At 70.3% G+C, this 6,659-nt stretch carries 7 protein-coding genes and 1 pseudogene; 5 read left to right on the top strand and 3 right to left on the bottom strand.

The window, feature by feature from the left end:
* Positions 1–432: 432 nt before the first annotated feature.
* Positions 433–1,260 (top strand): annotated as a pseudogene (locus ON23_RS37450) (DUF3710 domain-containing protein); the annotation flags it as partial.
* A 42-nt stretch (positions 1,261–1,302) separates the two neighbouring features.
* Here the strand turns inward: ON23_RS37450 and ON23_RS17170 are convergent.
* On the bottom strand, positions 1,303–2,031 hold the full coding sequence (locus tag ON23_RS17170) for an alpha/beta fold hydrolase (protein WP_039779391.1): 729 nt from the start codon (positions 2,029–2,031) through the stop codon (positions 1,303–1,305).
* A gap of 266 nt (positions 2,032–2,297) precedes the next feature.
* Between ON23_RS17170 and ON23_RS17165 the strand changes: the two genes are divergently transcribed.
* The 3 genes from ON23_RS17165 (at position 2,298) to ON23_RS17155 (ending at position 4,341) form a co-directional block, all read left to right on the top strand.
* Positions 2,298–2,720, top strand: coding sequence for an OB-fold nucleic acid binding domain-containing protein (locus tag ON23_RS17165; RefSeq protein WP_083904032.1), 423 nt, complete (start codon positions 2,298–2,300; stop codon positions 2,718–2,720).
* A 3-nt stretch (positions 2,721–2,723) separates the two neighbouring features.
* Positions 2,724–3,509, top strand: coding sequence for a DUF3159 domain-containing protein (locus ON23_RS17160; RefSeq protein ID WP_083904031.1), 786 nt, complete (start codon positions 2,724–2,726; stop codon positions 3,507–3,509).
* A gap of 172 nt (positions 3,510–3,681) precedes the next feature.
* Positions 3,682–4,341, top strand: a complete 660-nt coding sequence (locus tag ON23_RS17155; RefSeq protein ID WP_306307127.1) for a sigma-70 family RNA polymerase sigma factor — start codon at positions 3,682–3,684, stop codon at positions 4,339–4,341.
* Positions 4,342–4,348: 7 nt separating this feature from the next.
* Here ON23_RS17155 and ON23_RS17150 read toward each other — a convergent pair whose 3' ends face one another.
* Positions 4,349–5,053, bottom strand: coding sequence for a potassium channel family protein (locus ON23_RS17150; protein WP_039779389.1), 705 nt, complete (start codon positions 5,051–5,053; stop codon positions 4,349–4,351).
* Entirely contained in the window at positions 5,050–5,721 is a 672-nt protein-coding gene (locus tag ON23_RS17145) for a potassium channel family protein (protein WP_039779388.1), read from the bottom strand. The genes ON23_RS17150 and ON23_RS17145 overlap by 4 nt, the downstream gene beginning before the upstream one ends.
* A 168-nt stretch (positions 5,722–5,889) precedes the next feature.
* Between ON23_RS17145 and ON23_RS17140 the strand changes: the two genes are divergently transcribed.
* Positions 5,890–6,659 (top strand): APC family permease (locus ON23_RS17140; protein WP_039779392.1); only part of this gene is annotated, 770 nt, incomplete at its 3' end.

The raw sequence follows: 6,659 nt of genomic DNA, 5'->3' as shown, positions 1-6,659 counted from the left end.
AGCCCGCCGGCGGGAGCTCCGCCGCCGCCGCGACGCAGGCCGGAGCCGATGGGAGCGCACTCGCCGACGGCTACCGGCCGGCACCCCGTCGTGCCCGCCCACCAGCGCCCGGATTCCGGTGACGCCGACTACGGCCACCCGCAGCGGGGGCGCCACCGCCCCGCGGATGTCGACACCGGCTATCGCGAGCCCGCCCAGCCCCGCGCGGCGGTGCCGGACCCCTACGCCGACCATGGCTACGATCCGGCCGAATCCGGCCCGGCCACAGGCGGTTTCGCCGCTGCCGACCCGTACCGGCAGCCGGCCGGGGCGCACGCGGGCGACGCGTACGCCGAGACTCCCGGTTACGCCGGGGAGCCCGCCGGAACATCCGGCTACGCGAACGGTTCCGCATATGCCGGTGCGGAGGCGTACGCCGAGGGCGACGGCTACGACGCCGAACCCCTCGACCACGACGCCGACGAATACGACGCCGGCTACACCGACTCCGACTACGAGGACGAGTACGACGCCGACGACTATGACGACGAGGACGGCGAAACCGAGGATTCCGCACCGCGGACCGGACCCTTCGATTACGAAGAGGTGTCCGAGATCCTCGCCGAGATCTCCGATCAGCACCTCGATCTGGGTTCGGTGCTGCTCCCCGTCCCCGACGGCGGTCAGTTGCAGGTGGAGATGACGCCGGACGGCACCCCGCAGGCGGTCCATCTGGCGACTCCGCACGGACGTCTCACCGTGGCCGCCTACGCGGCCCCGAAATCGCCGGGCCAGTGGCGGACCGTCGCCGCGGACCTGGCGGAATCGCTGCGGGCCGACGGCGCGCAGGTCTCGGTGCAGACCGGGCCCTGGGGCCGTGAACTGCACGCGGTGACCGAGGGCGCCGATCTGCGTTTCATCGGTGTCGACGGCTATCGCTGGATGGTCCGGCTGGTGGCGGCGGGGCCGTCGGGCGCCGCCGACGAGGGCGGTCCGCTGGTCGAGGCGGCCCGCGCGATCCTCGCCGAAACCGTCGTGCGTCGCGGCGACGAGCCGATGCCGGTACGGGAACCGCTGCCGGTGGTGCTGCCGCAGGAACTCGCCGACCAGTTGATCGCCGCGCATCAGCAGCAGGTCGAGGCGCAGCAGCAGGCGCTGGCCGCGCAGGCGGCCGCGGCAGAGGCGGCCGCGACGGGCACCTTCCCCGTGGTCACCGCCGAACAGCAGGGACCGCGGCGCGGCGCCGGAGGTTCGGCAATGCAGCAACTCGGTCGCAACTGATCGCCGCCGGGCGCCCGCGGCAGTGCGGGCGCCCGGCGGCCGTCACGCCTGCAGCCGGGGCGCGATCAGGCCGGGGATGCCCCGGGCGCCGAGAATTCCCGGATCGGCGCCGAGTTCGTCGAGGGTGATGCGGTGGATGCGCGCCTGCGGGATCAGCTCGTACCACTGTTCGGCGACGATCAGCGGATGCACCGGATCGTCGATCGCGCCCACGATGGTGGTCGGAACCCGCAGTGCCGCAAGCAATTCCGTGTCCGGCCAGGCATAGGTGGCGGCCTCTTCCAGTGCCGAGGGCAGATCGGGCCAGTGGGTGCGCCACGACTGGGTCAGCGCCCGCCCCAGCCAGGCGGGGCTGCCCGCCCGCATCCGTTCGATCACCGGCTCGAGGCCGTCGGCGCGCAGCTGAGCCGCCGTGCTCGCCGCGCTCAGCGCCGCCGGGCACCCCGCGATATCGGAGCCGGTCCACGCCGGCAGGGCCGCGACCACACCGAACGCCGATTCCGGGTGGGCGGCCGCCCATTCCACCGCGATCGCGGCGCCGAGTGAGATTCCGGCGGCGAGCACCGGCCCGGTGCGGGCCGCCTCGTCGAGCGCCGCCCGGCAGCTCGCGACCACGGCCAGCGGATCCGGTTCCACCGCGAGGAACGGCAGATCCCTTGCGGTGCAAGCGGGTTCGAACGCGCGCCGGGCGAAGTCGGCGTCGGATCCGGTCCCCGGCAGGGCGACGACGACGGCCGGGCGCGGGCCGCCGGAACGGGGTAGCTCTGACACGGGCGGCAGCCTAGCCGGTGGGCCGGGCGAGCCCGCCGCGCGAGGCTCGGAAAACGTGTTGTCGACCACTCGAATCCGAGGGTTCGCGCGCGGAACGGCGGGGAACCCAGCAAACGGTGCGGTCAGCGCCGTCTCGGTGGTACCGGGCTCCCGTAGCGAGGGCGTCCGGGTGCATCTACAGTGGCGGTGTACGGCCCATCAGCCGGTCGTGTGGGAAACCGACGACGTGTGACCCACGCCGTCTGTAGTGCAGGAAGTGTTGCAAGATGCCTTTCACAGGCGGAAACAAGGCGGGTTCCGGTGCCGCGGGCAAGGTGGGACCCGACAGCGGTTATTTCCGGCGTCTGGGGCGTCGTCTGACGGCCGATCTCGACGTCCTCGATGCGGAGGAGCTGGCGGAGACCTCCGAAGCGTCGGGCGCGTGCAGGGCGGCGGAATGCCGACGTGGCGAAGAGGTCACCATGCTGGGCCGATTGCGCAGCGTGGAGGCGTGTCCGAAGTCGGCCAGCGCGTCGGTGGAGGCCGAATTCTTCGACGGCACCGATGCGGTGACGCTGGTATGGATCGGCAGGCGCCGCATACCCGGTGTCGAATCGGGACGCCGTATCCTGGTCCGTGGTCGCATCGGTGAACGCGATGGCGACAAGGTGATGTACAACCCCTACTACGAACTCCGCGAGAATTCCTGACGTATGCCGATACCCCACAACGACGAGGGCGCCGACCCGGCCGCCGTGGCCGGATTCCGCGCGAACCCCGTCGCGGGGCGCGGCCGTCACCGCCTGCGTGAGCCCGACGGCGAATCCCCGGCCCGGCATCCGGCCGCCGGCGATGACGGCCACGCCTACACCGGCGAGGACCGCGAGGAAGAGATCCAGCAGACGCTGCTCGAGCAACTCGGCGGTATCAGTGGACTGATCTATTCCACGCTGCCGGTGGTGGTGTTCGTCCCCGCGAACACGCTGTGGGGTCTGACGGCCGCCATCTGGACGGCGCTGGCCACCGCCGCCGGTGTCCTGGTCTGGCGGCTGATCCGCCGGTCGCCGATCCAGCCCGCGATTTCCGGATTCATCGGCGTCGCGGTCTGCGCTTTCATCGCCCACCGCACCGGCGCGGCGAAGGGATATTTCCTCTTCGGTATCTGGGCGAGCCTGGTCTACGCCGGGGTCTTCCTGGTGTCACTGGTGGTGCGCTGGCCGCTGGCCGGGGTGATCTGGGGAGTGCTCAACGGCCATGGCCACAGCTGGCGTTCGGACCGGCGCGCGATGCGACTCTACGATCTGGCCACAGTGGTGTGGGTGGTCGTCTTCGGCGCCCGCTACCTGGTGCAGAACCACTTCTACGACACCGACAGCACCGGCTGGCTGGCCGCCGCCCGCATCGCGATGGGCTGGCCCTTGACCGCGGTCGCCCTGCTGGTCACGGTGTGGGCGGTGCGCCGCGCCGGCCATATGCCGGTCTCCTCGGCCACCGAATAGCTCGCCGGGCGATCGACCGGCGGACCGAACCGACTCGAAGTCGGCTTGTGCCCCCAATTCTGAGGGCACACAACGATGGGGTGGGGTGAACCCACCCCTGGGGTATCTATTCCGCGAACCGGATTCGGCGCACGATCGTGTTAGTCAGTAGCGATCGGCGAGAGGATCCCCGGTGGATACCGAGAACAACACGGTGACGGCGCCCGGCCCGGCGAAGGGTGCGGGAGTACGGTCACCGAGATCGGCGCCCGCGGGTTCCGACAGCCGCCGCGCCGCCGCCGAACTGGACCGCCTGATCGGGCCGGCCGCCGCGGGCGATCAGCGCGCGGTCACCGAGATCATCCGCATCGTGCATCCGCTGGTACGCCGTTATTGCGCCGCGCGCGTCGGAAGCAGCAACAACCCGCACGTCACCGCGGACGACATCGCGCAGGAGATCTGCATCGCGACCGTCACCGCGATTCCCCGCTACCGCGATCAGGGAAAATCGTTTCTGGCCTTCGTCTACGGGATCTCCGCGAACAAGGTGGCCGACGCGTTCCGCCGCGCCCAGCAGCACCCGTCCTATCCGGTGGCCGAATTTCCCGACAGCGCCTCCACCGCACCGGGACCCGAGGAGCTGGCGCTCAATCTGGAGCGCCGCCACGCCACCCGCGAGCTGATGAAGATCCTCGCGCCCGCCCATCGCGAGGTGCTGGTGATGCGGATCGTGCTGGGCTGGACGGCCGCGCAGACCGCCGAGGCGATCGGCACGAGCCCCGGCGTGGTCCGGGTCATGCAGCATCGCGCGCTGACCAAACTTCGCGCGCAGCTCATCCCCGACAACGCCTGAGCGACGCTCAGCTCGAGGCGGGCGGCTCCGCGCCGGTGGGCACCGCGCCCGCCGGTTCCGTGGTCAGGCTGCGCCGCAGTTCGTCCTCGGCCTCCACCGTGGACACGAACAGCAGCTCGTCCTCGCCCTCCAGCGGATCGTCGGGCTGTGGGACGATCACCCGGCCGCCGCGCAGGATCGTCACCAGGGCGACGTCGCGGGGCAGCGAGAGCGTACGGACCGCGCGACCGGCCAGCGCGGTATCGGTCGGCAGGGTGATCTCGACCAGGTTGGCCTGGCCCTGACGCAGCGTCATCAGCCGGACCAGGTCGCCGACGGAGACCGCCTCCTCGGCCAGTGAGGCCAGCAGCCGCGGTGTCGAGACCGCGACGTCCACACCCCAGGAACCGTCGAACAGCCATTCGTTGCGCGGATCGTTGACCCGCGCCACCACCCGGCGCACCCCGAATTCGGTCTTGGCGAGCAGGCTGAACACGAGATTGGCCTTGTCGTCGCCGGTGGCCGCGATCACCACCTCGTAATCCTGCAGGCCCGCTTCCTCGAGCAGTTCGAGTTCGCACGCGTCGCCGTGCATCCAGGTGGCCGAGGGCGCGACCGTCGGGTCGATATGGTCGAGCCGCCGCTCGAGCAGGGTCACCCGATGCCCGCCCCGCAGCAATTCCTGGGCGATGGAGCGGCCGACGGCGCCTGCTCCCGCGATCACTACGTTCACGACTTGTCCTCGCTCGACGGTGCGGTGGCGGCGACGGCGACGGCCTCGCCGACCTTGTCGGAGACGGCGGCGATGTAGACCGCGTCGTCGGCCTGCAGCACCGTTTTGCTGGTGGGCAGCAGCGCTTGTCCGAAGCGGACCAGGAAGGCCACCCGCACCGGCACCGCATCCTCCAGATCACGCACGGTACGCCCGTACCAGTCCTCGTGCAGGACGAGTTCGGTGACCGTGCCGGTGCCGGTGGGATCGCGCCAGGTGGCGGTGGTTTCGTCGCCGGTGAGCGTGCGCAGGAACCGGTCGGTGGTCCACGGCACGGTCGCGATGGTCGGGATGCCGAGCCGCTCGTAGACCGCCGCGCGTTTGGCGTCGTAGATGCGGGCCACCACCCGTTCCACACCGAAGGTCTCGCGTGCGACGCGCGCGGAGATGATGTTGGAGTTGTCACCGTTGGACACCGCGGCGAACGCGCCGGCGCGCTCGATGCCCGCGCGGGTCAGCACTCCCCGATCGAAGCCGACGCCGGTGACCCGCTCACCGGGAAAATCCTTGCCCAGGCGCAGGAATGCGCCCGGATCCCGGTCGATCACGGCTACCTCGTGGCCGATCCGGACCAGGGCGCGTGCCAATGCGGAGCCGACTCGGCCGCACCCCATGATCACTACGTACACCGTGTCAACCCCAATTCCGCCGAAAACCGTGGTGTGCGGTCTGGTTCCCTCTCGGGGGAACCGTACCCGTTGACGGTTCCCCGCAGCACGTTCCCCCATTCGCCGGCACCGAAACGCGAGTGAACCGCCCGCTATGCCCCTCGAGGCCGTGCCCTTATGCTGTGCCGAGTGTCCAAGTTGACGACGGCCGTCAAGCGTATGGTGGTCGGCCGCCCTTTCCGTAGCGATTCCCTGGGACATACCCTGCTGCCCAAGCGGATCGCGCTGCCCGTCTTCGCCTCCGACGCGTTGTCGTCGGTGGCGTACGCGCCCGAGGAGATCTTCCTCGTGCTCTCCACGGCCGGCCTGTCCGCCTACGTCTACACGCCCTGGATCGGGCTGGCGGTCGCGGCCGTGATGGCGGTCGTGGTGGCCAGTTACCGCCAGAACGTGCACGCCTATCCGTCCGGTGGCGGCGATTACGAGGTCGCCACCGTCAATCTCGGCCCGATGGCCGGGCTCACCGTGGGCAGCGCGCTGCTCGTCGACTATGTGCTCACCGTCGCGGTCTCCATCTCCTCGGCGGCGTCGAACATCGGTTCCGCCGTGCCGTTCGTGGCCACCCACAAAGTGCTGTTCGCGGTGGCGGCGATCGTCCTGCTGACCGCGGTGAATCTGCGCGGGGTGCGGGAATCGGGCACGGCATTCTCGATTCCCACCTACGGCTTCATGATCGGTGTCTTCCTGATGCTGGCCTGGGGCGTGGTGCGGATCTTCGTCTTCGGCGACGAGCTGCATGCCGAATCGTCCGGATTCAGCCTCAACGGCAACGAATCACATCTGCAGGGCATCGCCTTCGCCTTCCTGATAGCGCGCGCGTTCTCCTCCGGATGTGCGGCGCTGACCGGTGTGGAGGCGATCAGCAACGGCGTGCCGGCCTTCCGCAAACCGAAATCCCG

Origin of the sequence: Nocardia cerradoensis NBRC 101014, assembly GCF_000308535.1 — a bacterium.
Lineage (GTDB): Bacteria > Actinomycetota > Actinomycetes > Mycobacteriales > Mycobacteriaceae > Nocardia > Nocardia cerradoensis.
Note: the sequence above shows the minus strand (reverse complement) of the source record. Positions and strands in the feature narration are given on the sequence as shown.